This window comes from Pantoea sp. 18069 (genome assembly GCF_902706035.1).
In the GTDB taxonomy this organism is placed as follows: domain Bacteria; phylum Pseudomonadota; class Gammaproteobacteria; order Burkholderiales; family Burkholderiaceae_C; genus Comamonas.
In genome coordinates this window covers 88,088-114,132 of record NZ_CACSJA010000015.1, presented here as the reverse complement: position 1 = coordinate 114,132, position 26,045 = coordinate 88,088, and the positions used below count along the sequence as shown (strand labels likewise).

Genomic DNA, 26,045 nt, shown 5'->3' with positions numbered 1-26,045 from the left:
GAGTTTCAAACTTGCAATCGCCCGGGCGACGCAAACGGCCGGTTTACCTCAATAATCAAACGCACCGATTGCTTCATTTCCATAACGAAAGGCCACGCATGAACAAACTCACCACAGTCGCCGGCGCTCCCGTTGCCAACAACCAGGACTCGATGACCGCAGGTCCCCGCGGACCGATGCTGCTGCAGGATATCTGGCACCTCGAGAAGCTCGCCCACTTCAACCGCGAAGTGATTCCCGAGCGCCGCATGCATGCCAAGGGTTCGGGCGCATTCGGCACCTTCACCGTGACGGGCGACATCACGCGTTTCACCAAGGCCAAGATCTTTTCCGAGATCGGCAAGACCACGGAAATGTTCGCGCGCTTTTCCACCGTGGCCGGCGAGCGCGGCGCGGCCGATGCCGAGCGCGACATCCGCGGCTTTGCCATGAAGTTCTATACCGAGGAAGGCAACTGGGACATGGTCGGCAACAACACGCCGGTGTTCTTCTTCCGCGACCCGCTCAAGTTCCCCGACCTGAACAAGGCCGTCAAGCGCGACCCCTACACCAACATGCGCTCGGCGGAAAACAACTGGGACTTCTGGACCGGCCTGCCCGAAGCCCTGCACCAGATCACCATCGTGATGAGCGACCGCGGCATTCCCAAGGACTACCGCCACATGCACGGCTTCGGCTCGCATACCTACAGCTTCTACAACGCGCAAAACGAGCGCTTCTATGTGAAGTTCCACTTCGTCTGTCAGCAGGGCATCGAGAACTACACCGACGCCGAGGCCGCGGCCGTGGTCGCCGGTGACCGAGAAAGCTCGCAGCGCGACCTGCTGGGCGCGATCGACCGTGGCGATTTCCCGAAATGGAAGCTGTGCGTGCAGGTCATGCCCGAAGCCGAAGCCGAGCACTACCGCTTCCACCCCTTCGATCTGACCAAGGTCTGGAGCAAGAAGGACTATCCGCTGATCGAAGTCGGCGTGGTCGAGCTCAACCGCAACTCGCACAACTACCATGCGGATGTCGAGCAGGCCTCGTTCACGCCCGCCAACCTCGTGCCCGGCATCGGCGTCTCGCCCGACCGCATGCTGCAGTCGCGCCTGTTCGCCTATGGCGATGCCGCGCGCTACCGCCTGGGTGTGAACCACCACAGCATCCCGGTCAATGCGCCGCGCTGCCCCGTGCACTCCTACCACCGTGACGGCGCGATGCGCGTCGACGGCAACTACGGCGCGACGATTGCCTACGAGCCCAACACCAGGGGCGAATGGCAGGAGCAGCCCGACTTCACTGAACCGCCGCTGGCCCTGAACGGATCGGCCGCGCGCTGGAACTATCGCGAAGACGACAACGACTACTTCACCCAGCCCGGCGACCTGTTCCGCCTGCTGACGCCCGACGCCCAGCAGCGCCTGTTCGACAACACGGCGCGCAACATCTTTGGCGTGTCCGAGCACATCGTGCAAAAGCACATCGCCCACTGCACCCAGGCCGACCCGGCCTATGGCGCCGGCGTGGCCCAGGCCATCGCGGCGCTCAAGGCAAGCCAGTAATCGCCGCCGGCTGCGGCCGGCCTCGCGCCTTCAAGCCCCCATCGGCGCCCGCCGCCGGGGGCTTTTTCATGGTGGCCATTCTGGATTGTTCGCATGGCAAAGACGCGCGCGACGCACTATGCTGGGGCATCTCCAGGAGAACGCTGACCATGTCCAACCGCTACCCTTTCCCCGATCTCAACGACCTGCCCGAGGACATCCGTGCGCGCATTTTCGAAGTCCAGGAAAAAGCCGGCTTCATTCCCAACGTCTTTCTTGCCTTCGCGCGCCGGCCCGCCGAATGGCGCGCGTTCTTCGCCTACCACGATGCGCTGATGCTCAAGGAGGAAGGCTCGCTGACCAAGGGCGAGCGCGAGATGATAGTCACCGTCACCAGCGCGGCCAACCAATGCCTGTACTGCGTCGTGGCCCATGGCGCGATCGTGCGCATCTACGAGAAGAAGCCGCTGCTTGCCGACCAGCTCGCGGTCAACTACCGCAAGGCCCAGATCTCGCCGCGCCAGCGCGCAATGCTCGACTTCGCGATGAAGGTCAGCGAACGCAGCCACGAAATCGAGGACGCCGACTTCGCCGCGCTGCACGCCCATGGCTTCGATGACGAGGACCTCTGGGACATCGCGGCCATCACCGCGTTCTTCGGCCTGTCCAACCGCATGGCCAGCTTCGCCGGCATGCAGCCCAACCCCGAGTTCTATCTGATGGGGCGCGTGCCCAAGGACAAGGCCGCTGCGCGCGCCTGACTTTCGCCCAGCGGGTGCCGCGACCTTCAGAGGGCGCCCGTTCTCAGAACGTGTTCACGTTCTCAGCTCATCCCTGATCTGCAGCAAGGGCGCGCGCTGGCGCAGCAGGCAATCCTCCAGACTGCGCACGCCCGTGCCGACCTGATCCAGCGCCTCATGGCAGCGCGCCAGGGCCAGTGCACATTGGCGCGCGACGCGCTCGCCAACCAGGTCCTGCAGCGCAGCATGCAGGCTCGCATGCCCGATAAACATGGGCGCCGCGCCCTGCGCGCAGCCATGTGCCGGGGCCTGGTCTGCATAAAAGACCTCGTACCCCAGGCCTGGCGGAAGACAGCTGCGCAGCGGCTCGGGCGGGGCCATGCCGGCGCACGCATAGCCGCCAAGTCGTGCCGCGATTTCATCGCCCAGCGCCGATTGCGCGAGGGCGTCGATCTCCCCGCACAGCCCGGCCAGGTCCTGCGTCGCCTCCCAGCGCTGCAGCAGCGCGGCAAGCTGCAGCAGCACCTGGCGCAGTACCTGCTGCACCAGCCGCGGCTGCAGTGCGCGCAGCCGCTCTCGCTCCTGCACGATATCCCGGCCCAGCAGCGCCAGCCCTGGGCACAGCTGCTGCTCCAGCGCGTGCAACACGGTTTCTTCCAGATGGTGCAGCAGCACTTCCGCGGGCTTGCGCTGCTTGTAGCGCAGCGCCGCCTCGACGATTTCAAGCAGCGCCGCATACAGCCGCGTCAAGCCTCCCTCGCTCAAGGCCTGCGGCGTCTGCCCCTGTGCACGAATCACATGGGCCGACAGCGACACCGCGGGCTTGAGCAGCGCCGGCGCCACGCCCATGGCCTGCAGTTTCTGCTGCGCGCGCGCCTGCACATCCTCTTGCTGCAGGCGGCGATTGGCGGCGCTCTTGTTGCGCAGCCGTTTCACGATCTCGCCATCGACCTCATCCTCCTCGATGACGTCGCTGCGCGTGATCAACGGCAGCAAGGGCTTGTGGCGATGCAGCTCGCGCGCCAGCTCGCCGAGCTCCTGCACCTGGCCCGGCGAGGTGGAACTGGTGAGCCACAGCACGCCGTCGGCGCTGTCGGTGAAGCACTGCGTGAGTTCGGCATTTTCCGGCGTGACGGAATGCAGGCCAGGCGTGTCCAGCAACACCAGCCGTTCGCCCAGACGCACGCCCTGCACGCAGGCCGTGGTCTCCGTGGCGCCCTCGGGCAAGGGCCCGCGCACATCTTCGACGCGCCCGCCGCTCAGACGAAAGAAATGCACGCTGCGGCCATGGGCCGCAAAGCGCTCGGCCAGCAGATTGCACAGCGAACTCTTGCCCGCGTTGAACTTGCCGAAGACCAGCAGCATGACGTGATCTTCAAACGACTGCGCCAGCGCCTGCGCCGGCGCCAGCCTGTGCCACTGCCGCTCCCAGGTGGCCATGCAGGACGTCAGCGCAGCATTGAGCGCTTCGCGCTGCTGCGCCAGTGCATGATCACCGCCCAGCGCGGCATGGCCTGGCAGGCTATGGGTCCGCATGGCCTGGGTCAGCTCGCTGAACCAGCGCCCCATCCGGCCTTGCGCCGCGCCCGGATCGGGCCTGTGCAGCGCAATGGCATCCAGCACATCGATCAGCTGCCGCTCCAGGCTGTCGGCGGGCATCATGGTGCCTCCCGGGACGGCGTGCAGCGGACATGTGCGGCCAAGGCCTGATCCGCGGCGCGCAGCGCCTGCCCGGCAGCGGCCACCGAACGCGCCAGCGCGACGCGATCCACTGAAGCTTCGTAATAGCGGCTGAACTCGTGCAGCAGGCGCTCGCGGCCGGGCACCTGGCAGAAAATCTCGCCCAGATCCCGCCGGTACTTCACGTAGACCCCCATCACGGCGACCATCACGCTGTCCAGGCTGCGAACCGAGGTTTGCTGCGCCAGCGGCAATTCGGTCGCTCCATGCTTGAGCAGGACGGCATTGATTTCAATACAGGCTGTCGAGTACGCCACCTGCAGCCGGTTGCGTTCGAGCTTTCCAGGCGTGAGCTTGAACTGGTTGGCAAAGGAGTCCGGCGTCAGCGAATGGTCCGGGCCGGGGGCCGCCAGCACGGCGCGCATGCTTTCGGCCACCTTGTCCAGCACGGCGATGAGGTCGGTGTCGAAGCGCAGGCGCTGCTGTACCTGCTCATGGCACAGGCCTTGCAAGGCCGATTGCCGCGCCGCCTGCAACTGCAGCAATTCGGCCTGGATCTCGTTGAACAGCAGCATGGCCTCGTGCCAGCGCGCCTCCGCCACGCCCTCGAGCGCGCGCTTGAGCGCCGACTGCAATGCGGGAATGCCGCTGCGCTCGAGCAGCAGGCGCTTGCCCGCGTCCACGCCCTGGCGATAGCGTGTCGACGACACCGCATGCAGCGCCATCGCGGCGGTCTGCAGCGCGATCGCCTGCATGACCTTTTGCTGCTGCGCCTCGTCCACCAGTTGATCCACCTGCGTCAGGACCAGCAGCGTCTGCCGCTTCGAGCGCTGCGCGTCGGACCGCAGCGCGGCCAGCAGGCTGCGCTCGGCAGCATCGAGTTCGCCCTCCTTGGCCGCATGCACGAACAGCCGGATATCCGACTTCAGCCACGCGGCCTGCAGCGCGTGACCGTCATCGGCCGCGTCGACATCGGCATCCAGGCCGGGCGCATCCAGCCAGCACACGCCGGCATGCAAGCGCTCGCCGAGCACCAGCGTCTCGCGCCGGTCCGCGACGCTGAACGCCGCCATGCCTATCAGTTCGTTGAGCAAGCGGCTCTTGCCATGGTTGTACTTGCCGATCACGGTCACCACCGGCGCGCGCCCCGGCGCAGCCAGCAGGCCCAGGCGCGCCAGGTCATGCGCACGCCCGGGCAGCGCACACAGGATTTGAAGTTCGGCGTCCTGCCGCTGAAAGGATGGCGTCATTTACGTTGGCTTTCGGAAGAAGCATGGCTTGCGCCGATGGCGCGCGGGCGCAGCGCCAGGTGGCTGGCGATGCCCAGCACCACGCCCCAGAATGCGGCGCCCAGCCCGAACAGCGACATGCCGGACGCCGTGGCCAGAAAGGCAATCACCGAAGCCTCGAGCGTGCCGCGCTCCTGCGCCAGCAGATCGAGGTTGCTGGCAATCGCGCCAATCAGCGCCAGACCCGCAAGCGCGGCAATGAATGGTGGAGGAAAAGCGTTGAACAACAGCACGATGCTGCCGGCAAACGCCGCGCCGACGAGATAGAAGATGCCGTTGGCAATGCCGGCGACATAGCGCCTGCGGGCATCGGGATGGGCGTCGCTGCCGGTGCACAGCGCGGCAGTGATGGAAGCCAGCACGATGGAGATGCCGCCAAAGCAGGCCACCAGCAGCGAAGCCAGGCCCGTGCCGGCGAGCACGGCGCGCGACGGTGTCTGGTAGCCCGCGAGCCGCAGCAGGCTCATGCCCGGAAGATACTGCCCGGTCAGGCTCACCAGCAGCAAAGGCACGGTGAAGCTGAAGAAGGCGCTCCAGCCAAAGGCGGGCGCCACGAACACCGGGCTGGCCAGCACGGGCTCGAGCATCTGCAGCCGGGTCTCCCCCAGCAGGGTCGCCACCGCAAGGCCGACCCCGGCCACCAGCACGATGGCATAGCGTGGCCACAGGCGCCGCCCCACCAGGTAAGCCGCCAGCATGGCAAACACCACCAGCGGAAGTTCTGCGCTGGCCCGGAACGCCTGGACACCGAACTGGAACAGGATGCCTGCCATCATTCCAGCCGCAATGCCTCTGGGAATCAGCTGGACGATGCGCTCGAAGCAACCGCTCACCCCGATGGCGATGACCAGCATTGCCGCCGTCAGGTAGGCCCCCACCACCTCGGCCATGGAGATCTGCGGAAAAAGGCTCAGCAGCAAGGCCGTTCCCGGCGCCGACCAGGCCGTGATGATGGGCTGCCTGAGCCAGACGCTCAGCAGCAGGCCGCTGAGCCCGGCGCCCAGGGAAATCGCCCAGATCCACGAGCTCAGCATCTGCGCTCCCATGCCACCGGCCTGCGCGGCCTGGATGAAGATCACCAGCGGCCCGCAGTACGAAATCAGCACCGCCAGCCCCCCGGCCACCCAGGCGCTGAGGGAAAAGTCCTTGAATCTCATGGCGTGGGCAAGGCGGCGTTTTCAGGCCAGCGTGCGCGCGCCGGCCGCGGGCGCCAGGCCGGCCGCCGTGGCCGGTTTCGCGCGCTGGCGATAGACCAGCATGAACACGGCTATCGCCAGCGCGGCCACCAGACCGGGAATGGCAAACACCAGGAAGTTCATCTTCAGCGGCAGCGCTGCCGCCATGAGCGAGCCGCCCAGCAGCGGGCCGACAATCGCACCGATGCGGCCCACGCCCGAAGCCCAGCCAATGCCGGTCGAGCGGATCGCCAGCGGATAGAACTGCGCGGCGTTGGCATACAGCAGGATCTGCGTGCCTATGGTCGTTGCACCGGCAATCACGATCAGCAGATAGAGCACCGGCATAGGGCTGTTGAAGCCCAGCAGCGCAATCGATGCCGTGCCCAGCGCGAAGTAGCCGACCATCACCTTGGGCAGACTGAAGCGGTCACCCAGCCAGCCGCCGGCAATGGCGCCGATCACACCGCCGAAATTGAGCGCCAGCAGAAAGGACAGGCTGGAGCCCAGGCTGTAGCCGGCGTTGGCCATCAGCTTGGGCAGCCAGGAGCCCAGCGCGTACACCATCAGCAGGCAGCAGAAGAAGGACAGCCAGATCAAGAACGTGCCAAGACTGCGACTTTCCTTGAACAGGTCGAACATGGGAGCGCCTGCGCCCTTGCTGCCGGACTGCACCAGTTGCGTGCCGGCATCCAGCTTCAGTTGCGGCGCCATCTTGCGCAGCGTGGCGCGGGCCTTGTCGTGCTGGCCCTGGCGCAGCATGAAGCCCACCGATTCCGGCAGCTTCCAGAGCACGATGGGCAGGATCACCAGCGGCGCGGCGGCCGCAAAGAACATCGACTGCCAGCCGAATCGCGGCAGCATGTAGATGCCCAGGCCGGCGCACAGCACGCCGCCCAGCGAGTAGCCGCTGAACATGATGGCCACCAGCGTGCTTCTGGAGCGCTTGGGCGCGTACTCGTTCATCAGCGCCACCGCATTGGGCATCAGGCCGCCGCAGCCCAGACCGGCAATGAAGCGCAAGATGCCGAACTCGGTCGGGGTCGAGGCGAAGCCGCTGGCAAACGTCGCCAGGCTGAACAGCACGAAGCTGATGGCAATGCCTTTCTTGCGGCCTATTCGGTCGGCCAGCGGGCCGAAGATGAAGGCGCCGAACATCATGCCGAACAGCGCATAGCTGCCCAGCGCACCCGCCTGCACCGGCGTGAGTTGCCAATGCTGCATCAGCGTGGGCAGCACCACGCCGTAGATGAAAAGATCGTAGCCATCGAAAATCAGCAGCGTGGCGCACAGCCACATCACCGTCCAGTGAAAGCGCGTGAAGCGCGCGTTGTCAATCACCTCGTTCACATCCAGTGTCTTCATGTTGTCTCCTGTTGTCTTGGTTGTTGTCGTTCGCAGCACTGGCGCGTCATCCCTGGTCGCCACCACCGACGGGCAGCACCGTTCCCGTGATGTAGGAAGCCTGGTCGGACGCCAGAAAGAGAATGGCCGCGGCCTGCTCGTCCAGCGAGCCATAGCGCTTCATCAGGCTGCTGGACACGGTCTGGTCGACGATCTGCTGGTACCAGGTCTTTTCCGCCGGCGTCTGCTCGGCCGCGTTGCGCGCAATCCGGCGCGGCGGCGCCTCGGTGCCGCCGGGCGCGACCGCATTGATGCGTATGCCGCGCTCGCCGTTCTCGAACGCCAGGCAGGCCGTCAGCGCGTTCACGCCGCCCTTGGCCGCGCCGTACGGCACGCGGTTGACGCCGCGCGTGGCAATAGACGAGACATTGACGATGGCGCCCTGCTGCTGCTCTAGCATGTACGGCAGCACCGCCCGGCAGCCCCAGAGCGTGGGAAACAGGGAGCGCCGCACCTCGGCTTCGATCTCCTGCGCAGCGTATTCCTCATAGGGCTTGGCCCAGATCGTTCCGCCCACGTTGTTGACCAGGATGTCGATGCGGCCGAACTTCGCGTGGGTGCGCTGCGCCGCCTGCTGCGCGCCCTCGAACTGCTCGAGGTCGATCTCCATGGCCAGCACTTCGGTGACGGCCTCGAGCCGGGCGCGCACTTCCTGCACCAGCGGCGAACGGTCGACCAACGCCAGCCGCGCGCCCTGCTGCGCGGCCAGCTCGGCCACGCGCTCGCCTATGCCCTGCGCCGCGCCGGTGACCAGCATCACCTTGCCTTCAAATGTCTTCATGACTGTCTCCGTTCAGGCCGCGACCGCCTGGGTGGGCGTGAATTTTTCGTAGTGGAAATTCGCCGGCGTGATGCCCGCGGACTTGAAGTGCTTGTGCACCGCATCCACCATGGGCGGCGGGCCGCACAGGTAGACATCGACATTGCCGCCGTGCAGCACCGCCGCCGGCATGTGCTGGGTCACATAGCCCTGGCGCTCGTGCGTGGTCGCGGCATCGGCCACGCAGGTGCTGAACGTGAAACCGGGGATGCGGCCCGCGTATTCGACGAGCCTGTCCACCAGCACCAGATCCTGGTCGCGCGTGACGCCGTAGATCAGGTGCACGGGCTGGGCCGTGCCCTGCCGGGCCAGGACTTCGAGCATGGAGAGAAACGGCGCCAGGCCGGTGCCTCCCGCCAGCAGCAGCAGCGGCCGTGTCACGGCGCGCAGATAGAAGCTGCCCAGCGGCCCGGTCATCTCCAGCGCCTGCCCGGGCCGGGCGGCGTCCAGCCAGGAGCTCATCAGCCCGCCCGGCACCTGCTTGACCAGAAAGCCCATGCGGCCTTCGCCCGGCAGGGAGCTGAACGAATAGGAACGGTGCTGGGCACTTCCCGGCACGCCGATGTTGACGTACTGCCCGGGCAGAAACACCGGCGCCGCACCCGGCACATCCAGCACCAGCTCGTAGGCCGCGTCGCCCAGGCGCGCCACCTGCGCCACCGATGCCGCGAACTGCGCGGTCGCGGTCTTGCAGGCCGTAGACGACATGGGCACCGAGATCACGCAGTCGGAGCGCGGCACCATCTGGCAGGTCAGCACCAGGCCCGCGCCGGCCTCCTCCTGCGTCAACGCCTCGTCTATGTACTCGTCTCCCAGGTCATAGCTGCCCGCCTCGGCGCGGCACTTGCAGGTGCCGCAGACGCCGTCCGAGCAGTCCATGGGCAGGTTGATGCGGTTGCGAAACGCCGAATCAAGCACCTTCTCGTTGGCGCCGCAGTCGATGAAGCGCGTGACGCCGTCCTCGAAATTCAGGGCAATGCGATAGCTGGTCATCGTCAATCCCTCCCCGTCAGATGTGATAGATGTCGATGACCTGGCGGATGTAGTCGTCCTTGAGGACGATCTTCTTGCGCAGGATCAGATAGCTGCCGTCCTCGGCCTTCTTCAAGGTCGCGAAGATGGTGCCGAAAAACTGGTCGGTCACCTTGTAGCGGTGGCTCAACGTATGGAAGTTGTAGCGCACGTCGACCAGCTCGCCGCGGTCCTGCAGCACCTCCACGTTGCTCAGCATGTGGCTGGTGCGCGGCTCGGGCATGGACGCGCTCGAGCGCTCGGTCTGGATGCGAAAGACCCGGTCCTCCAGACCGTTGCGGTTCGGGTAGTAGATCAGCGAGATCTGGCTGTGCGGGTCCTCGGTCAACCGGTCGTCGTCGTCCCAGGCAGGCATCCAGTATTCGGCTTCGGGCGCGTACAGCGCCAGCCATGGCTCCCATTCGCGGTCGTCGAGGTGGCGTGCTTCCCGGTAGAGGAAGGCGCAGATGCTGGCGTGGTCCGCGCTCATGGCCGGCCTCCTTCGCGTTCGCACTGCACCGCGCGGCGCATGGCGTCGGCCCAGTAGTCGTGCTGGCACACGAACAGCCCCTCGTCCTCGCTGCGCCCACCGCTGATCAGCGGCTTCATTCCCATGCGCCGGGCGTTCTCGTCAGGCCCCTGGACCCACAGCGGCGCGCCGCGGCTCAGATCGTTCCACGGCGCTGCCTTGCCCGCATAGCCGGTCTGGCAGGAGCGGAACTCTTCCAGATCGTCGGCCGTTCCCATGCCCGAGACGTTGAAGAAGTCCTCGTACTGGCGGATGCGCAGGGCGCGATCCTCGGCGCTTTCGCCCTTGGGGGCAAAGCAGTAGATGGTGATCTCGGTCTTGTCTACGCTGATCGGGCGCGTGACCCGGATCTGCGTGGAGAACTGGTCCATCAGGTAGACATTGGGATACAGGCACAGATTGCGCGTCTGGCTGACGATGAAGTCCGCCGTGTCTTCGCCCAGGCGCTGCTGGAGTTCCTCGCGGCGCTGGTAGACCGGACGCACTTCGGGGTTCATGGTTTGGGTCCACAGCAGGATGTGGCCGTGCTCGAAGCCGTAGACGCCGCCTACGCTCTTGCTCCAGCCATTGGCATCGACCGCCTTGGTGCCGCCATCCTTGCGCCGGCCCATGGTCGCGGCGTAGTTCCAGTGCACCGAGCTGACGTGGTAGCCGTCACTGCCGTTTTCCATCTGCAGCTTCCAGTTGCCGTCATAGGTGTAGCTGGAATTGCCGCGCAGCACTTCCAGGCCCTCGGGCGCCTGGTCCACGATCTGGTCGATGATGACCCGGGTCTCGCCCAGATAATCGGCCAGCGGCAGCACATCGGCGTTCAGGCTGCCGAAGAGAAAGCCCTTGTAGCTTTCGAAGCGCGCCACCTTCTTCAGGTCGTGCGAGCCTTGCGTGTTGAACTGCACCGGGTACTCGGTGGTCTTCTCGTCCTTGACCTTGAGCAGCTTGCCGGTGTTGCTGAAGGTCCAGCCATGGAAGGGACAGGTGAAGCTGCCCTTGTTGCCATGCTTCTTGCGGCACAGCATCGCGCCGCGATGGGCGCAGGCATTGATCACGGCGTTGAGCTTGCCATCCTTGCCACGGGTGATGACCACCGGCTGGCGGCCGATGGTGGTGGTGAAGTAATCGTTGATCTCGGGGATCTGGCTCTCGTGCGCGAGATAGACCCAGTTGCCTTCGAAGATGTGTTTCATCTCCAGCTCGAAAAGCGCGGGGTCGGTGAAGATGTCGCGGCGGCAGCGATAGACACCGCTGTCCTTGTCATCCTGCAGGGCCGAGTCCAGCAGTTTTTCGACGTCACCGTAGCGATCTGCCGATGCGGTCGTGTTCATGGGAATTTCCTTGGGGTGAGTTCATCCGCCGCGATGCCCATCGCGGTCCGGTGGCTGCAGGAGGGCCCCGCGAGGGGGCTTTATCAAATGGGCGTCAGGCCGCCAGGCGCGCGCGCTCGACGATCTGGTTGTCGACGCCGTTGACCAGCGCGCTGAGCGTCATGTCGAACGCGATCTCGGCAAACGGGCCGCTCAGGCCGTTGCGCTGGATGCTCTCTTCATCGCTGCGCTCGACCAGTGCCGGCACCAGGCCTTCGCGCGTGGCATAGGCAAAGTCGTCATACACCAGCGGATCACCGTCGATGTTGATCTGCGTGGTCAGCTTGCGGTGGCCCTCGGCGCTGACGAAGAAATGGATATGCGCCGGACGGTTGCCATGGCGACCGAGCTGGTTGAGCAGCGCCTGGGTCGGGCCGTCGGGCGGGCAGCCATAGCCCACGGGAACAATGCTCTGGAAGCGGTAGCGGCCTTGCGCATCGGTGACGATGGTGCGGCGCATGTTGAACGGCTTTTGCTCGCCGGTGGGGTCGAAGTGGGAATAGAAGCCCTTGGTGTTCGCGTGCCAGACTTCCACCGTGGCGCCGGGCAGGGGCTTGCCGTCGGCGCCGTGCACGGTGCCATGCATGATCAGCGTGTGGCCATTCGCGTCGCTGCCGTCGTCCAGGCGCGCAAAGCCCTGCTCCACCGGTGCGCCGGCGACATACAGCGGCCCTTCGATGGTGCGCGGCGTGCCGCCGGCCACGCCCAGTGCCGCGTCTTCGGCATCCATGCGCATGTCGAAGTAGCGGTCCAGGCCCAGTCCGGGCGACAGCAGACCGGCTTCGCTGCGTGCGCCCAGCTGGTTCAGATAGGCAATGCCGGCCCAGTACTCGTCGGGGGTGATGTCCAGCTCCTCGATGGTCTTGAACAGATCGCTGAGGATGCGGTGGGTGATGGCCTTGGTGCGTGGATTGCCGCCCTCCTGGTCGAGGCCGCTGGCCAGTCGCAGAAAGTCCTGGACTTCGGGGGTATGAAAGATGTGGGTGCTCATCGGTGTCTCCTGGACGTGGGTTTGTTGTGATCTGAAAGGCTTTGCCCTGCCTGCGGCTTCAGGCAAAGGTGGGGACGCTGACGCGCGTGCGGTCGCGGCGGAAATGGCGCACGCGGTCTTCGTCCAGGGCGATTCCCAGCCCCGGGCCTGCGGGAAGCGTCAGGTGGAAGTCCTTGTATTCCAGCGGCCGCGCCAGGATCTCCTCGGTCAGCAGCAGCGGGCCGAACAGCTCGGTCCCCCACTGCAGCGCGCGGAATGTGGAAAACACATGGGCCGAAGCAATGGTGCCGAATGCGCCTTCGAGCATGGTGCCGCCGTACAGCTCGATCTGCGCCGCATCGGCGATGGCCGCAACCTGCTGCGCCGCCTGCAGGCCGCCGGACTGCTCGGTCTTGATGGCAAACACGTCGGCGGCGGCGCTGCGCGCCAGGGAAAAAGCCGTCGCCGGGCCCATCAGCGATTCGTCGGCCATGATCGCGATCGGGTACTTCCCCTTGAGGCGGGCCAGCGCCTCGGCGCTGGCCACGGGTTGCTCGGCCAGCTCGCAGCCGGCATCCACCAGGCCTGCCAGGCCGTACTGGGCCTGCAGCTCGGTCCAGGCCATGTTCACATCGACCCGCACCACGGCCTGGTCGCCCAGCGCCTTCTTGATCGCGGCCACATGCGCGACGTCCTCGCGCACCGCCTTGCGTCCGATCTTGAGCTTGAAGATCCGGTGGCGGCGCTGCGCCAGCATGCGCTGGGCTTCGTCTATGTCCTTTGCCGTATCCCCGGAAGCCAGCGTCCAGGCGACGGGCAGCTGGTCCCGCAGACGGCCACCCAGCAGCTCGGAGACAGGCAGGCCCACGCGCTGGCCCAGCGCGTCGAACAGCGCCGTTTCCACGGCGCACTTGGCGAAGCGGTTCTCGCGTATGCCCTTGTCGAGCCCGGCCATCACGGCCGCCACGCGATTGGCGTTGGCGCCGAGCAACTGGGGCGTGAAATAGGTATCGATCGCCAGCTTCATCCCTTCGGGGGACTCGCCGCCATAGGCCAGGCCGCCAATCGTCGTGCCTTCACCCACACCGACCGTGCCGTCCGCGCAGTGGATGCGCACCAGCATCAGGGTCTGGCCGCTCATCACGGCCATCGAGAGCTTGTGGGGACGGATGGTCGGCAGGTCGACCAGCATGGTCTCCACCTTTTCGATGACCACGGGCGCGGCAGCGACAGCGGCTGGCTGCGAGGAGCGGAAGGAATGTTGCATGACCGTATTGGAATCCGCCCACCCCGTGGGACGCCAACACCAAATCGATCTAGTTCGATACCTTTTTCATATAATCCACAGAGCATTCATTGCAAAACAATGACTTATGAAGCAAAAACCAACGATTCATATCGTTTACCCTTATGGATTTACGCCAGTTGCGCTATTTCGTCGCGGTCGCCACCACGCGCAATTTCACGCGCGCCGCGGAGCAGATGCATATCGCCCAGCCACCGCTGAGCCGCCAGATCCAGTTGCTGGAAGAGGAACTGGGCGTGCAGCTGGTACTGCGCAACAGCCGGCCGGTGGCACTGACCGAGGCCGGCAGGCTGTTCTACGAGCAGTCCCTGCAGGTGCTCCAACGCGTCGAGCAGATGAAAACCGGCGTGCGCCAGGCGGGCCGCAACCTGCGCCAGTCGATCTCCATAGGCTATGTGGGCTCTACGCTGTATGGCGGCCTGCCTATGCTGGTGCGGTTGTTCCGGCAGAATTACCCGGACACGGACGTGCACCTGGTGGATCTGAGCTCGGTGCAGCAGATCACCGAGCTCAAGTCGGGCCGCATCGACCTGGGATTCGGAAGAATCAGGACCCGCGACACGTCCGTCGCGCGTTCGATCCTGCGCGAGGAAAAGCTGGTGCTCGCGCTGCCACCGAGTTCACCGCTGGCGGCCCGCAGCGGCCCGGTGCGCCTGTGCGAAGTCGAGAATCAGCGCCTGATTGTGTTTCCGAAGGAGCCGCGTCCTAGCTATGCCGATCACGTGCTCGGGCTGCTGCACGAGCAGGGCGTGCCTCTGGCGCAAGTGCATGAAGTGCGTGAACTGCAGGCCGCACTCGGGCTGGTGGCTTGCGAGATGGGCGTGTGCATCGTGCCTGCGGCGGCACGGCTGCGCTCCGACCTGGTGTACCGCCTGATTGAAGACGAGCAGGCCACCTCGCCCATCATCATGAGCTACCGCCTCAACGACGACTCCTGGTACATCCCGGCGATCAAGCAACTGATTGCGCAGATGTACACGCAGAATCCGCCCTGGCTGGATTTCCAGACCAACGCCTTCCCCAGCGCCAAGCCGGCGCCCACCGCAGGCCAGGAACGTCCCCCTGCGGGCCCGGTCAAGGGGCGCGGCAGGAAAAAAGACGCCCTCTGAAGCCCTGGGCCTTGCCTGCCCGGGCCCGCCGCCATGGACGCTCAGCCGCTCACCTGCGCGCGCATCCAGTCGGGCAGCGGGCTGGCCTTTTGCAGCGCCGTATCGACCCAGATCACGGTCGCGCCGCCGGCCGCGCAAATCACGCCCGGCTGGCTTTCGCGCTCCATCGTGCACCAGCTCTCGAACGTGCAACGGCCCGGATCGCTGACATAGGTGGTGAGCAAGAGCTGGTCGGGATGGGCCAGCTGGTGGTAGAAATTGCAAAAGGCATTGACGATCACCGGCCCCTGGCCTTGCGTCGCCGGCTGACAGCCGATGGCGCACATCCACTCTATGCGCGCCGTCTCCATATAGCGAAAATACTGACTGTTGTTGACATGGCCCATCGCGTCCATGTCGCCCCAGCGGACGGGAAAACGCATTTCATGGACCCGCTTCTTGGCCTGCGGAATTTCAATTTTCATCGGTCACCCTCGGTATTCGCCATGCCGCCGAGCATCGCAGGGATGGCGGCGATGCGCCGCCGCACAGGCGACAGCGGCCGCAGAAAAAATCCGAGGTGACTTGAACGCGGGGTCGCTGCGCATAGAATCAGCCGCTGCTGGAGCGCGCCCGGCCAAGGTGCGCCACGTTACCTTTCCATCCGAATCAAAAAGAGACGCCCGATGACAAATGATGAAATCCTGGCCCAGTACGGCCCCCGCGAGGCCATGGAATACGACGTGGTCGTGGTCGGCGGCGGCCCGGGCGGCCTGTCCACCGCCATCCGCCTCAAACAGCTGGCTGCGGAAAAAGGCCAGGAGCTGTCGGTCGTGGTGCTCGAAAAGGGCTCGGAGCCCGGTGCCCACATCCTCTCGGGCGCGATCATGGACCCCAAGGCCCTGACCGAGCTGATTCCCAACTGGAAGGAACTCGGCGCGCCGCTGAACCAGCCCGTGACCGACGACGCGATGGTGTTCCTGGGCGAGAAGTCGTCGCTGCGCACGCCCAACTTCCTGCTGCCGGGCTGCTTCCAGAACCATGGCAACTACATCGTCAGCCTGGGCAACGTCGTGCGCTGGCTCGCCGAGCAGGCCGAAGGCCTGGGCGTAGAAATCTTCCCCGGCTTCCCCGCGGCCGAAGTGCTCTACAACGAAGACGGCTCCGTCAAGGGCGTGGCCACGGGCAATATGGGCATAGGCAAGGACGGCGAGCCCACGGGCGACTTCCAGCTGGGCATGGAGCTGCACGGCAAGTACACGATCTTCGCCGAAGGCGCGCGCGGCCACCTGGGCCGCCAGCTGATCTCCCGCTTCAAGCTCGATGAAGGGCGCGATCCCCAGACCTATGGCCTGGGCGTCAAGGAACTCTGGGAAATCGACCCGGCGCGCCACCAGCCGGGCTTCGTGCTGCACACCGCGGGCTGGCCCATGAAGGCCGACACCTACGGCGGCGCCTTCCTATACCACATGGAAGACAACAAGGTCACGCTGGGCTTCATCACCGGCCTCGACTACTCGAACCCGTATCTGAGCCCGTTCGAGGAAATGCAGCGTTGGAAGACCCACCCCAACATCCGCTACTACCTCGAAGGCGACGAATCCAAGGGCATCAAGCCCGCCAAGCGCATAGGCTACGGCGCGCGCGCGATCACGGCCGGCGGCCTGATGTCGCTGCCCAAGTTCGTGTTTCCCGGCGGTGCGCTGGTCGGCTGCGAAGCGGGCTTTCTCAATGTCAGCCGCATCAAGGGCAGCCACGCCGCGATCAAGACCGGCATGCTGGCCGCCGAAGCGGCTTTCGAGGCCGTGCAGGCCGGCCGCCAGGGCGACGAACTTGGCGCCTATGTGACGGCCTTTGAAAACAGCTGGCTCTACGAGGAACTCAACAAGAGCCGCAACTTCAAGGCCTGGTTCAAGAAGGGCCTGACCACGGCCACCATCATGAACGGCCTGGAGCAGTTCGTGCTGCGCGGCAACATCCCCTGGACGCTGCACCGCGACAAGCCCGACCATGCCTACCTCAAGCCCGCGGCCGAGTGCAAGCCCATCGTCTATCCCAAACCCGATGGCAAGCTGACGTTCGACCGCCTGTCGAGCGTGTTCATCAGCAACACCAACCATGCCGAAGACCAGCCGGCCCACCTGACGCTCAAGGACGCGAGCATTCCGGTCAGCGTCAACCTCACGCGCTATGCGGGGCCCGAGAGCCGCTACTGCCCGGCCGGCGTCTATGAATTCGTGCCCGACGAAAGCACGGGCGGCGCCGCCCAGCGCCTGCAGATCAACGCGCAGAACTGCGTGCACTGCAAGACCTGCGACATCAAGGACCCGATGCAGAACATCGTCTGGGTGACCCCCGAAGGCGGCGGCGGCCCGAACTACTCGGGCATGTAAGAACGTGTTCACGATCTAAGCCCCACACTCCCCGCTCAGGGCCTGCGACGCAGGCCCTTTTTTTCCAGTGCGCCCGGCAGGGGCCACAAGCGGCTCGCAATGAGTGAAGCGCAGCGGGGCACGCGGGCCAGGCGCACTTCCACCGGCCGTGGCGCCAAGGCCGCCCTGACCTCAAGTGCCAGAACCGCCCGCAGCGCCCCTCCCATCATCGTGGATTCCCGCACAATCTGTGGTGTAGCAGCAACGCGGGACACAGGAATGGCCGGGAGGAAGAGCCTGTTGTCCGTCGCCTCGGCACGATCAGCAATCAACGTAATAATTCTTATTTACAATCTGCGCTGCATTCGGTGCGGCGCCCCGCGCATTGGCGCCGACCCCACCTGCCAGCCCCGTCCGGGAACGTTCGCCGTGCCTCGAAGACCGCCAATGGAGCCGAGTGCATGAACCTTCGCAACGTCATCAGGCCCAGGAAACACCATGGTTTTGTCTCATCGCCCGGTCCAAGGACCGGCTACAACGGTCAGCGCCCTCACCCAGTGCGCCGCCGCGGCAGCGGCCGTTGCCGCCGCCCTCTTTGCCTTGCCCAGCCTGGCGCAAACCGCTTCGGACCCGCATGCGGCCGAGCCTGCCGCGACCGGCCTGTCCGCCGTGACGGTCACCGGCAACTGGTTGAGCGGCGCTGCCTCCAATGCCGAAAAAGTGCTGGAGCATGCGGGCGCCCGCACCATCGTGGACCGCCAGCGTATCCAGGAAAGCGGCTCGGCCAGCCTGCGTGAGGCGCTGCGCCTGGTGCCGGGCGTACAGGTGCAGGACAGCAATGGAACCGGTGGCAGCGACGTCTCGCTGAACCTGGGCGTGCGTGGCCTGACCGCGCGTCTGTCGCCGCGCTCGTATGTACTGCAAGATGGCGTGCCTGTCTCCTACGCGCCCTACGGCCAGCCCCAGCTGTCGCTGGCGCCTGTGGCCCTGGGCAACCTGGAATCGGTGGACGTGGTGCGCGGCGCCGGCTCGGTGCGTTATGGTCCCCAGAATGTGGGCGGCATCATCAACTTCGTCACCCGCGCCATTCCCAAGGACTTTGCGGGCGAAGTCTCCGTTGGCACCGAAATCTACGGCCAAGGCGGCAACGTCAAGACCACGCCCAGCTTCTTTGTGGGCGGCACCAACGAGGCCGGCCTGGGCCTGGCCGTGCTGTACTCGGGCACACACGGCAAGGGCTGGCGCGGCAGCAATGACAAGACCGATATCGACGACGTACTGGTCAAGAGCAGCTACCGGCTCTCCCCGAACAGCGGTCTGAGCGCTTCGCTGCACCACTTTGAAGGCAAGGGCCTGATGCCCGGTGGCCTGACGTCGGCGCAGTACGCGGCCGACCCGTTCCAAAGCACCCGCAGCTACGACCAGTTCACCGGCCGGCGCACGGACGGTTCGCTCAAGTACAGCTACGAGGATGGGCGCAACAGCTTCGAGGTGCTGGGCTACTACGTGGACTCCTTCCGCGGCAGCTACCTGGAGCGCGACGGCACCGGCGCCAACGCCGGCAGGCGCAGCCTCAATGGCGCGCCACGCAGCTACAGCTACTACGGCATAGAGCCACGCTACTCGCGCATCTTCGAGACCGGCCCGGTGGTTCAGGAAGTCAGCGTGGGCTACCGCCACTTGAAGGAAAAGAGTTCGGAAACAGCCCAGGTCACGGCCTTCTATGCGCCGGGCCAGGTCGATGCCATGGCCCTGCCTCTGGGCACCACCCAGACCAGCCAGGGCGGCACCACGGCCAATGCCTTCTACATCGACAACCGCATCGACTGGGGCAACTGGACCATCACGCCCGGCGTACGCTACGAGCGCATCCGCTCCTTCAACAATGTGGTGGACTACCGGGGCCCCACCGGCGTTGCCAGCTCCCCTAAGGCTGAGGCCAACGAATGGCTGCCCACGCTGTCGGCGCTCTACCGCATGAACGACAACTGGTCGGTGTTTGCCAATGCCGGCAAGTCGTTCGGTCCGCAACAGTACGCGCAGCTGGCCCAGTCGTCGGGCAACCAGTTGCACCCCGAGTCCGCCAAGACGTATGAGCTGGGCACGCACTTCAAGAGCGACAGCTGGAGTGGCGAGCTGACGCTGTTCAACATCGACTTCGACAAGGAACTGTTCCTGGACCGGCCTGACGGCAGCGGCACAGGCGTCTGGACCGACCTGGGCGCCACCCGCCACCGGGGCCTGGAGTCGGCGCTGCGGTATGACCTTGGCAAGAGCCACCCCGCATTCAAGGGCTTGTCGCTGGGCATGACCTACACCTTCACCCAGGCGGTCAACCAGGCGGGCGACTTTGCCGGTCGCGATCTGCCGCTGTACTCGCGCCATACGGCCGCGCTGTCGGCCCGCTACGCCATCGAGCGCTGGACCTTCAATGCCGAGCTGAATGCCCAATCCAGGCAGCGCTCGCCCGGCACACCCGGCACCACCATTGCACCCAAGCCCTACGTCACGCAGGAAGACGCCAACGGCAACCTCGGCGACATCCCGGGCTTTTCCACCCTGGGTCTGCGCGCCAGCTACCAGGGCGGCAAGGACTTGCACAACCTGCGGCTCACCGTGGGCATGAAGAACGTGTTGGACCGCCGCTACTTCACCCGCTCCACCGACAGCAACGGTGGCGGCAAATATGTGGGCATGCCACGCACGCTGTACGTGCAAGGCACGATCGCGTTCTAAGCGCCATCCCTTTCAAGGACCTTTCCCCGCGGCCGGCCTGGGTACGCGTGCAGTCATGACCATCAAGATCAATGCTCTCTTGCCCGCCCATAGGCTGGCCCCGGGCGCAGCCGCTGTTGCGCCGGTGTTGCGGGGCGCCACAGGCGCGTGCAAGCGCCACTGCACTCGCGACACGGGCGGTCGCTGAATGCCCAGGCTCCGACAGCTTTGGCTGCGCACTCATCGGTGGGCAGCGCTTGGAATCGGCTGGATCCTGATTCTCTCGGGGCTGACGGGCGCCTTGCTGGTGGCGGCGCAGCCGTTGGACCGCTGGCTGCACCCCGCGTTTTTCAAGGCCCCCGGTCACGAGGCCGCAGGTGCATCCGTTGCGCTCGAGCAGGTCCTGCTTCCATTGAGGGCCGAATTCGGGCCGCAAACCAGCTTCACGCTGCGGCCCGCCCGCGAGTCAACGGATACGCTGTGGGTGTTGGTGCGAGGCCCGTGGAACGGTACGGTCTACTTCGATCCGGTCAGTGGCCGAGAGCAGGGGCGCCGCGGCGAAACGCAAGGTTTTGTCAACACGCTCTTCAAGCTGCACAGTTCGTTGCTGCTGCAGGGGACCGGCAAGGCGATTCTTGCCTGGGTGGCGCTTGTCTACCTGCTGCTGCTCGTCACGGGGCTGATCCTATGGTGGCCCAGGCGCTGGCCGCCCTCCTGGAAAGTCGAATTAGGACGAGGCGTCCTGCGCGCCCTGTTCGACCTGCATCGCGTCGGTGGTGTCGTGATGGGATTGGTGATTGCGGTGTCGGTCGCCAGCGGTGCCTACATGGCCTGGCGTCCCCTGGGCGGCGCCATTACCTGGATGAGCGGGGCCACCCCGGTCAAGCCGCCCTCCGTGCCCAAGGCCTCAACGCCGCCCGGTCAACCGCGCACGCTCGACACGCTGGTGGCGAAAGCGCGGGAGCAATTCCCCGGCACGCCAGTCGGTTACATCCAGGTACCCGCCCAGGCCGACAGGCCGGTACGAATACGCCTCATGCTGCCCGATGACCCGCACCCCAACGGACTGACCTCTGTCTGGCTCCATCCCGTCACGGGAGATGTGCTGGCCGTGCATCGCTGGAACGCGCTCGACCCGGGTGCGCGGGCGGTGGCCGTCATCTACCCCCTGCACACCGGTGTGCTGGGCGGCCTCTGGCTTGAGCTCGTGTTCGCAGTGAGCGGACTCATCTTGGGAATGCTGGGCATCACGGGCATATGGCTGTGGTGGCGGCGAAGAAAAGCGCGGCAAGCCTGAAGAAAGCCGGGCGGTGTGCATGCCGTCCGGCTTTCGGCCTTTCGACGTTTGCGCCCTGCGCCAGCGGACATCGGGCATCGGGCATCCGCCGTGGAAACCCCGGGGGTCCGACTCGTTCGCAAGCCGCCTGCGCTGCAGTAGACTTCGAAGACAGGCTTCGCATGACGAAGGCGTGGCGCGCAGTGCCGCGCCTGGTCCGGAGCACAACATTCATTCAGCGGTGGAGATACAAATGAAATTCCTGTCTTTGGCGCCCCTGGGCGCCGTGGCCCTGGCCCTGGCATCGATGACTTCGGTGCATGCACAGCAGAAGTCGGTGGCCGTGACGGCCATCGTCGAACACCCCGCGCTCGACGCCGTGCGTGACGGCGTGCAGGCCGCGCTCAAGGAAGCGGGCTTCGAAGCCGGCAAGAACCTCAAGTGGCAATACCAGAGCGCCCAGGGCAACACCGGCACCGCCGCGCAGATCGCGCGCAAGTTCATCGGTGACAAGCCCGACGCCATCGTCGCCATCGCCACGCCTTCGGCCCAGGCCGTCGTCGCCGCGACCAAGGCCGTGCCCGTCGTGTTCTCGGCCGTGACCGATCCCGTGGCCGCCAAGCTGGTCGCGAGCTGGGAGCCGAGCAAGGGCAACGTGACCGGTGTCTCCGACCTGCTCGCGCTCGACAAGCAGATGGAGCTCGTCAAGCAGGTCGCGCCCAACGCCAAGCGCGTGGGCATCGTCTACAACCCGGGTGAAGCGAACTCGGTGGTCGTGGTCAAGGAAATGCAAAAGCTGCTGCCGACCCTGGGCCTGACCCTGGTCGAAGCCGCGGCCCCGCGCTCGGTCGACGTCAGCAGCGCCGCGCGCAGCCTGGTCGGCAAGGTCGACGTGATCTATACCAACACCGACAACAACGTGGTTTCGGCCTACGAAGCGCTGGTCAAGGTCGGCCAGGATGCGAAAATCCCGCTGGTTGCCTCCGACACCGACTCCGTCAAGCGCGGCGCGGTCGCGGCCTACGGCATCAACTACCGTGATCTGGGCGAGCAGACCGGCCGCATGGTGGCGCGCATCCTCAATGGCGAAAAGCCCGGCGACATCAAGCCCGAGGTGAGCACCAAGATGGAGCTGTTCGTGAACCCGGGCGCGGCGCAAAAGCAAGGCGTGACGCTGTCCGACGCGCTGATCAAGTCTGCCGCCCAGGTGATCCAGTAAACCACCAACCGGGTATATAGCCCGGTAGGGGCTTCCATATGGCAGGTACCGTACGATGCACGGACCTGCCATTGTTTTTACCCAGCCTGCGGGCGCAACCGCACTCCCCATGTCATTTTTCTCATTTCTTGGCGCCATCGAGATCGGTCTGATCTTCAGCCTGGTGGCGCTGGGCGTCTTCATCTCGTTTCGGCTGCTGCGCTTTCCCGACCTCACGGTGGACGGCAGCTTTCCGCTCGGCGGCGCGGTCTGCGCCATCCTGATTTCCACGGGCACCAACCCCTGGCTCGCGACGCTGGCCGCGACGGCCGCGGGCGCGGCCGCGGGCATGCTCACCGGCTGGCTCAACGTCAAGCTCAAGATCATGGACCTGCTCGCGTCCATCCTGATGATGATCGCGCTGTACTCGGTCAACCTGCGCATCATGGGCGGCCCCAACGTGCCGCTGATCAACGACCCCACGCTGTTCACGCTGCTGCAGCCTGAAGGCATGCCCGACTACGTCGCGCGCCCGCTGATCCTGGCCGTGATCGTGCTGATCGCCAAGCTCGCGATGGACTGGTTCTTCGCGACCGAGCGCGGCCTGGCGATCCGCGCCACGGGCTCCAATGCCCGCATGGCGCGCTCCCAGGGCGTGAACACCGGCGGCATGATCCTGCTGGGCATGGCGGTCTCCAACGGCCTGGTGGGCCTGGGCGGCGCGCTGTTCGTGCAGACCCAGGGCGGCTCCGACATCTCGATGGGCATCGGCACCATCGTCATCGGCCTGGCGGCCGTGATCGTCGGAGAAAGCCTGCTGCCTTCGCGGCGCATCGTCTATGCAACGCTGGCCGTGGTGCTGGGCGCCATCGTCTACCGCTTTTTCATTGCGGCAGCGCTCAACAGCGACTTCATAGGCCTCAAGGCGCAGGACCTGAACCTGGTCACCGCCGTGCTCGTGACCGTCGCCCTCGTCATCCCGCAGCTCAAGCAGAAGCTGTCCAAGCGCAAGCCGCGATAAGTCGGCCGGAGATTCCATGCTGAGTGCAAAAGACATCGTTCTTACTTTCAACCCCGGCACGCCGATTGAAACCCGCGCGCTGCGCGGCCTGTCCCTGGAGATTCCGGCCGGCCAGTTCGTGACCGTGATCGGCTCCAACGGCGCGGGCAAGTCCACCTTCCTCAACGCCGTCTCGGGCGACCAGCGCGTCGACGGCGGCTCCATCGTGATCGACGGCCAGGACGTAACCGCGCTGCCCGTCTGGGCACGCGCCGAGCGCGTGGCCCGGGTCTTCCAGGACCCTATGGCCGGCACCTGCGAAGACCTGACCATAGAGGAAAACATGGCGCTGGCCCAGCGCCGCGGCGCGCCCCGCCGGCTCACGCGCGCCGTGCAGCCGTCGATGCGCGAAGTGTTCCAGGAACGCCTCGCGACGCTGGGCCTGGGCCTGGAAAAGCGCCTCTCCGACCGCATCGGCCTGCTGTCTGGCGGCCAGCGCCAGGCCGTGAGCCTGCTGATGGCGGCGCTGCAGCCTTCGCGTATCCTGCTGCTCGACGAGCACACGGCCGCGCTGGACCCGCGCACCGCCGACTTCGTGCTGCAGCTCACGGCACGCATCGTCGCCGAGAAGAAGCTCACCACGATGATGGTCACGCACAGCATGCGCCAGGCGCTCGACGTGGGCGACCGCACCATCATGTTGCACCAGGGCCAGGTGGTGCTCGACGTGAGCGGCGAGGAACGCAAGCGCCTCGATGTGCCCGACCTGCTCAAGATGTTCGAGAAGGTGCGCGGCGAAAAGCTGTCCGACGACGCATTGCTGCTGGGCTGAACGCCCCGCTGCGCACTTTCGACGCCCTGCCGCGCCCCACCCGCTCCCCCTCTCGCCGCTCACCCTGGGCCTGTCGAAGGGCCTGCGAGAGGTAAACGAAGTGGACGGTTCTTCCATTCCTCTTAAGCCCGTTAAGGGTTTTGGAGCATGAAGCACTGTTGCGCGGCAAATCACGCACAATGCCGCTTTTCCAGGCCGCGCCAGCGCGGCCTTTTGCGTTGCCGCGCAGGTGCGCGCGCAGTGTCAGGAACACAGGAACAGAACCGATGAGCGACAACGCTTCCCCCTCCAGCAGCCCGGTCGAGACCGGCCTGCGCCGCAGCCTCAAGGCGCGCCACCTGTCGATGATCGCCATCGGCGGCTCGATAGGCACGGGCCTGTTCGTGGCTTCGGGCGCGACGATTTCCCAGGCCGGCCCGGGCGGCGCGCTGCTCGCCTACATGATCATCGGGCTGATGGTCTATTTCCTCATGACCAGCCTGGGCGAGATGGCCGCCCACCTGCCGGTCTCGGGCTCGTTTGCGACCTATGGCGCGCGCTATGTCGATGAAGGCTTCGGCTTCGCGCTCGGCTGGAACTACTGGTACAACTGGGCCGTGACGATTGCCGTCGACCTGGTCGCGGCGCAACTGGTCATGGCCTACTGGGTTCCCGACGTCAACGGCATGGTCTGGAGCGCGCTGTTCCTGGGCCTGATGTTCGGCCTGAATGCGATCTCGGTCAAAGGCTTCGGCGAAGCCGAATACTGGTTCGCAGCCATCAAGGTGGTCACCGTGATCATCTTCATCGCGCTGGGCCTGGCGATGGTGCTGGGCATACTGCAAGGCGGCTCGCCCGAAGGCCTCTGGGGCAATCTCGCGAACTGGACCGTGGGCGACGCGCCTTTCGCCGGCGGCTTCGCGGCGCTGATCGGCGTGGCCATGATCGTCGGCTTTTCGTTCCAGGGCACGGAGCTGATAGGCATCGCCGCCGGGGAATCCGAAGACCCGGCACGCAACGTGCCGCGCGCGGTGCGCAAGGTGTTCTGGCGGATTTTGCTGTTCTATGTGTTCGCCATCCTGGTCATCAGCCTGCTGCTGCCCTACAACGACCCGCAACTGCTGCGCAACGATGTCAGCGACATCAGCGTCAGCCCGTTCACGCTGGTGTTCGAGCGCGCCGGCCTGCTGTCGGCCGCGGCCATCATGAATGCCGTGGTGCTGACCTCGGTGCTGTCGGCGGGCAACTCGGGCATGTATGCCTCCACGCGCATGCTCTACACGCTGGCCTGCCAGCGCATGGCGCCGCGGATCTTCGCGCGCGTCAACCGCCACGGCGTGCCTATGCTGGCGCTGCTGGCCACGACGGCCGTGGCCGGGCTGTGCTTCCTGACCAATATCTTCAGCCCCCAGGCGGTCTACATCTGGCTGCTGAACCTGTCGGGAATGACGGGCTTCATCGCCTGGCTGGGCATCGCGATCAGCCATTACCGCTTTCGCAAGGGCTATGAAGCCCAGGGCCTGGACCTGGCCACGCTGCCCTACCGCGCGGCCGGCTTTCCATTCGGCCCGATCTTCGCGTTCGTGCTGTGCCTGACCATCACGCTGGGCCAGAACTACCAGGCTTTCACCCAGGACCGCATCGACTGGGCCGGCGTGGTCGCGACCTATATCGGCCTGCCGCTGTTCCTGCTGATCTGGCTAGGCTACCGGCTGCTCAAGGGTTCGCGCATCGTTCCCTATGGCGAAATGCGGGTCAAGGCGGAGCCTTACTGAGT

21 protein-coding genes are annotated in these 26,045 nt (G+C 65.7%); 10 read left to right on the top strand and 11 right to left on the bottom strand.

Annotated elements, in window-relative coordinates:
- The first annotated feature begins 98 nt into the window (after nucleotides 1–98).
- On the top strand, nucleotides 99–1,544 hold the full coding sequence (locus GVL12_RS13855; protein ID WP_159914928.1) for a catalase: 1,446 nt from the start codon (nucleotides 99–101) through the stop codon (nucleotides 1,542–1,544).
- Between the two features lie 149 nt (nucleotides 1,545–1,693).
- Nucleotides 1,694–2,284: a peroxidase-related enzyme gene (locus GVL12_RS13850; protein ID WP_159914926.1), complete on the top strand. Its 591-nt coding sequence runs from the start codon at nucleotides 1,694–1,696 to the stop codon at nucleotides 2,282–2,284.
- Nucleotides 2,285–2,338: 54 nt separating this feature from the next.
- On the opposite strand, the gene GVL12_RS13845 is transcribed toward GVL12_RS13850, so the two are convergent.
- The 10 genes from GVL12_RS13845 to GVL12_RS13800 form a co-directional block, all read right to left on the bottom strand.
- Nucleotides 2,339–3,925, bottom strand: coding sequence for a GTPase (locus tag GVL12_RS13845; RefSeq protein ID WP_159914924.1), 1,587 nt, complete (start codon nucleotides 3,923–3,925; stop codon nucleotides 2,339–2,341).
- Entirely contained in the window at nucleotides 3,922–5,193 is a 1,272-nt protein-coding gene (locus tag GVL12_RS13840) for a GTPase (RefSeq protein WP_159914922.1), read from the bottom strand. Before GVL12_RS13840 ends, GVL12_RS13845 begins: the two co-directional genes overlap by 4 nt.
- Entirely contained in the window at nucleotides 5,190–6,389 is a 1,200-nt protein-coding gene (locus tag GVL12_RS13835; RefSeq protein WP_159914920.1) for a benzoate/H(+) symporter BenE family transporter, read from the bottom strand. Before GVL12_RS13835 ends, GVL12_RS13840 begins: the two co-directional genes overlap by 4 nt.
- 21 nt (nucleotides 6,390–6,410) lie before the next feature.
- Entirely contained in the window at nucleotides 6,411–7,772 is a 1,362-nt protein-coding gene (locus tag GVL12_RS13830; RefSeq protein WP_159914918.1) for an MFS transporter, read from the bottom strand.
- 46 nt (nucleotides 7,773–7,818) lie between these two features.
- On the bottom strand, nucleotides 7,819–8,592 hold the full coding sequence (locus GVL12_RS13825; protein ID WP_159914916.1) for a 1,6-dihydroxycyclohexa-2,4-diene-1-carboxylate dehydrogenase: 774 nt from the start codon (nucleotides 8,590–8,592) through the stop codon (nucleotides 7,819–7,821).
- A gap of 12 nt (nucleotides 8,593–8,604) precedes the next feature.
- The gene (gene benC / locus GVL12_RS13820) at nucleotides 8,605–9,624 is read right to left on the bottom strand and encodes a benzoate 1,2-dioxygenase electron transfer component BenC (RefSeq protein WP_159914914.1); all 1,020 of its coding nucleotides are present in this window, start codon (nucleotides 9,622–9,624) and stop codon (nucleotides 8,605–8,607) included.
- 16 nt (nucleotides 9,625–9,640) lie between these two features.
- The gene (gene benB, locus GVL12_RS13815; RefSeq protein ID WP_159914912.1) at nucleotides 9,641–10,132 is read right to left on the bottom strand and encodes a benzoate 1,2-dioxygenase small subunit; all 492 of its coding nucleotides are present in this window, start codon (nucleotides 10,130–10,132) and stop codon (nucleotides 9,641–9,643) included.
- Nucleotides 10,129–11,493, bottom strand: a complete 1,365-nt coding sequence (locus tag GVL12_RS13810; protein ID WP_159914910.1) for a Rieske 2Fe-2S domain-containing protein — start codon at nucleotides 11,491–11,493, stop codon at nucleotides 10,129–10,131. Before GVL12_RS13810 ends, benB begins: the two co-directional genes overlap by 4 nt.
- Nucleotides 11,494–11,587: 94 nt before the next feature.
- The gene (catA, locus tag GVL12_RS13805; protein ID WP_159914908.1) at nucleotides 11,588–12,523 is read right to left on the bottom strand and encodes a catechol 1,2-dioxygenase; all 936 of its coding nucleotides are present in this window, start codon (nucleotides 12,521–12,523) and stop codon (nucleotides 11,588–11,590) included.
- 58 nt (nucleotides 12,524–12,581) lie between these two features.
- Complete coding sequence (locus GVL12_RS13800) at nucleotides 12,582–13,769, bottom strand: muconate/chloromuconate family cycloisomerase (RefSeq protein WP_159914906.1); 1,188 nt, start codon at nucleotides 13,767–13,769, stop codon at nucleotides 12,582–12,584.
- A 143-nt stretch (nucleotides 13,770–13,912) separates the two neighbouring features.
- On the opposite strand from GVL12_RS13800, the gene GVL12_RS13795 reads away from it, so the two are divergent.
- Nucleotides 13,913–14,917, top strand: coding sequence for a LysR family transcriptional regulator (locus tag GVL12_RS13795; protein ID WP_159914904.1), 1,005 nt, complete (start codon nucleotides 13,913–13,915; stop codon nucleotides 14,915–14,917).
- A gap of 41 nt (nucleotides 14,918–14,958) precedes the next feature.
- Here GVL12_RS13795 and GVL12_RS13790 read toward each other — a convergent pair whose 3' ends face one another.
- A complete protein-coding gene (locus GVL12_RS13790; protein WP_159914902.1) occupies nucleotides 14,959–15,381 on the bottom strand; it encodes a thioesterase family protein in 423 nt (140 codons plus the stop codon).
- 201 nt (nucleotides 15,382–15,582) lie between these two features.
- Between GVL12_RS13790 and GVL12_RS13785 the strand changes: the two genes are divergently transcribed.
- The 7 genes from GVL12_RS13785 (at nucleotide 15,583) to GVL12_RS13755 (ending at nucleotide 26,043) form a co-directional block, all read left to right on the top strand.
- Complete coding sequence (locus GVL12_RS13785) at nucleotides 15,583–17,289, top strand: electron transfer flavoprotein-ubiquinone oxidoreductase (RefSeq protein WP_159914900.1); 1,707 nt, start codon at nucleotides 15,583–15,585, stop codon at nucleotides 17,287–17,289.
- A gap of 477 nt (nucleotides 17,290–17,766) precedes the next feature.
- Nucleotides 17,767–20,004 carry a TonB-dependent siderophore receptor gene (locus GVL12_RS13780; protein ID WP_159914898.1) on the top strand — a complete coding sequence of 746 codons (2,238 nt, stop codon included), beginning with the start codon at nucleotides 17,767–17,769 and terminating at the stop codon, nucleotides 20,002–20,004.
- Nucleotides 20,005–20,191: 187 nt separating this feature from the next.
- Entirely contained in the window at nucleotides 20,192–21,280 is a 1,089-nt protein-coding gene (locus tag GVL12_RS13775) for a PepSY domain-containing protein (protein ID WP_159914896.1), read from the top strand.
- Nucleotides 21,281–21,512: 232 nt separating this feature from the next.
- Nucleotides 21,513–22,478 carry an ABC transporter substrate-binding protein gene (locus GVL12_RS13770; RefSeq protein ID WP_159914894.1) on the top strand — a complete coding sequence of 322 codons (966 nt, stop codon included), beginning with the start codon at nucleotides 21,513–21,515 and terminating at the stop codon, nucleotides 22,476–22,478.
- A gap of 109 nt (nucleotides 22,479–22,587) precedes the next feature.
- Nucleotides 22,588–23,478, top strand: a complete 891-nt coding sequence (locus GVL12_RS13765; RefSeq protein ID WP_159914892.1) for an ABC transporter permease — start codon at nucleotides 22,588–22,590, stop codon at nucleotides 23,476–23,478.
- A 16-nt stretch (nucleotides 23,479–23,494) separates the two neighbouring features.
- Complete coding sequence (locus GVL12_RS13760; RefSeq protein WP_159914890.1) at nucleotides 23,495–24,289, top strand: ABC transporter ATP-binding protein; 795 nt, start codon at nucleotides 23,495–23,497, stop codon at nucleotides 24,287–24,289.
- Between the two features lie 266 nt (nucleotides 24,290–24,555).
- The gene (locus GVL12_RS13755) at nucleotides 24,556–26,043 is read left to right on the top strand and encodes an amino acid permease (RefSeq protein ID WP_159914888.1); all 1,488 of its coding nucleotides are present in this window, start codon (nucleotides 24,556–24,558) and stop codon (nucleotides 26,041–26,043) included.
- The last annotated feature ends 2 nt before the right edge of the window (nucleotides 26,044–26,045 follow it).

What these genes read in the sequence shown, in the direction of transcription:
- GVL12_RS13760 (WP_159914890.1), top strand. Translation starts at nt 23,495, where the DNA reads ATGCTGAGTGCAAAAGACATCGTTCTTACTTTCAACCCCGGCACGCCG.
- benB (WP_159914912.1), bottom strand. Translation starts at nt 10,132, where the DNA reads ATGAGCGCGGACCACGCCAGCATCTGCGCCTTCCTCTACCGGGAAGCA.
- GVL12_RS13845 (WP_159914924.1), bottom strand. Translation starts at nt 3,925, where the DNA reads ATGATGCCCGCCGACAGCCTGGAGCGGCAGCTGATCGATGTGCTGGAT.
- GVL12_RS13785 (WP_159914900.1), top strand. Translation starts at nt 15,583, where the DNA reads ATGACAAATGATGAAATCCTGGCCCAGTACGGCCCCCGCGAGGCCATG.
- GVL12_RS13790 (WP_159914902.1), bottom strand. Translation starts at nt 15,381, where the DNA reads ATGAAAATTGAAATTCCGCAGGCCAAGAAGCGGGTCCATGAAATGCGT.
- benC (WP_159914914.1), bottom strand. Translation starts at nt 9,624, where the DNA reads ATGACCAGCTATCGCATTGCCCTGAATTTCGAGGACGGCGTCACGCGC.
- GVL12_RS13800 (WP_159914906.1), bottom strand. Translation starts at nt 13,769, where the DNA reads ATGCAACATTCCTTCCGCTCCTCGCAGCCAGCCGCTGTCGCTGCCGCG.
- GVL12_RS13810 (WP_159914910.1), bottom strand. Translation starts at nt 11,493, where the DNA reads ATGAACACGACCGCATCGGCAGATCGCTACGGTGACGTCGAAAAACTG.
- GVL12_RS13795 (WP_159914904.1), top strand. Translation starts at nt 13,913, where the DNA reads ATGGATTTACGCCAGTTGCGCTATTTCGTCGCGGTCGCCACCACGCGC.
- GVL12_RS13840 (WP_159914922.1), bottom strand. Translation starts at nt 5,193, where the DNA reads ATGACGCCATCCTTTCAGCGGCAGGACGCCGAACTTCAAATCCTGTGT.
- GVL12_RS13830 (WP_159914918.1), bottom strand. Translation starts at nt 7,772, where the DNA reads ATGAAGACACTGGATGTGAACGAGGTGATTGACAACGCGCGCTTCACG.
- GVL12_RS13775 (WP_159914896.1), top strand. Translation starts at nt 20,192, where the DNA reads ATGCCCAGGCTCCGACAGCTTTGGCTGCGCACTCATCGGTGGGCAGCG.
- GVL12_RS13850 (WP_159914926.1), top strand. Translation starts at nt 1,694, where the DNA reads ATGTCCAACCGCTACCCTTTCCCCGATCTCAACGACCTGCCCGAGGAC.
- catA (WP_159914908.1), bottom strand. Translation starts at nt 12,523, where the DNA reads ATGAGCACCCACATCTTTCATACCCCCGAAGTCCAGGACTTTCTGCGA.
- GVL12_RS13755 (WP_159914888.1), top strand. Translation starts at nt 24,556, where the DNA reads ATGAGCGACAACGCTTCCCCCTCCAGCAGCCCGGTCGAGACCGGCCTG.
- GVL12_RS13765 (WP_159914892.1), top strand. Translation starts at nt 22,588, where the DNA reads ATGTCATTTTTCTCATTTCTTGGCGCCATCGAGATCGGTCTGATCTTC.
- GVL12_RS13770 (WP_159914894.1), top strand. Translation starts at nt 21,513, where the DNA reads ATGAAATTCCTGTCTTTGGCGCCCCTGGGCGCCGTGGCCCTGGCCCTG.
- GVL12_RS13780 (WP_159914898.1), top strand. Translation starts at nt 17,767, where the DNA reads ATGGTTTTGTCTCATCGCCCGGTCCAAGGACCGGCTACAACGGTCAGC.
- GVL12_RS13855 (WP_159914928.1), top strand. Translation starts at nt 99, where the DNA reads ATGAACAAACTCACCACAGTCGCCGGCGCTCCCGTTGCCAACAACCAG.
- GVL12_RS13835 (WP_159914920.1), bottom strand. Translation starts at nt 6,389, where the DNA reads ATGAGATTCAAGGACTTTTCCCTCAGCGCCTGGGTGGCCGGGGGGCTG.
- GVL12_RS13825 (WP_159914916.1), bottom strand. Translation starts at nt 8,592, where the DNA reads ATGAAGACATTTGAAGGCAAGGTGATGCTGGTCACCGGCGCGGCGCAG.